Below are 267 nucleotides of genomic sequence, written 5' to 3'. Positions count from 1 at the left end.
CGTTTGTGGCGATTGCGTCGCGCCATATTCAACAGTTCGATCACCGCCGAGAACGCCATGGCCGCGTATACATAACCTTTTGGCACATGGGCGCCGAAGCCTTCGGCGATCAAGGTCATGCCGATCATGATGAGGAAGCCCAGGGCCAGCATCACCACCGTCGGGTTGTCGTTGATGAACTTGGCCAACGGCTCTGCCGCCACCAGCATCACGATCACCGAGACCACCACGGCAATGATCATGATCGGCAGATGCTCGGTCATGCCC

1 protein-coding gene is annotated in these 267 nt (G+C 58.4%); it reads right to left on the bottom strand.

Features of this window, described 5'->3' with window-relative positions; all coding sequences use genetic code 11:
* Window positions 1-267: TerC family protein (locus SB756_RS30790; protein WP_410913332.1), on the bottom strand; the 267-nt coding region annotated here is incomplete at both ends.

The organism is Pseudomonas sp. SIMBA_068 (genome assembly GCF_046534705.1).
Taxonomy (GTDB): domain Bacteria; phylum Pseudomonadota; class Gammaproteobacteria; order Pseudomonadales; family Pseudomonadaceae; genus Aquipseudomonas; species Aquipseudomonas putida.
This window is presented reverse-complemented; position numbering and strand designations above follow the sequence as displayed.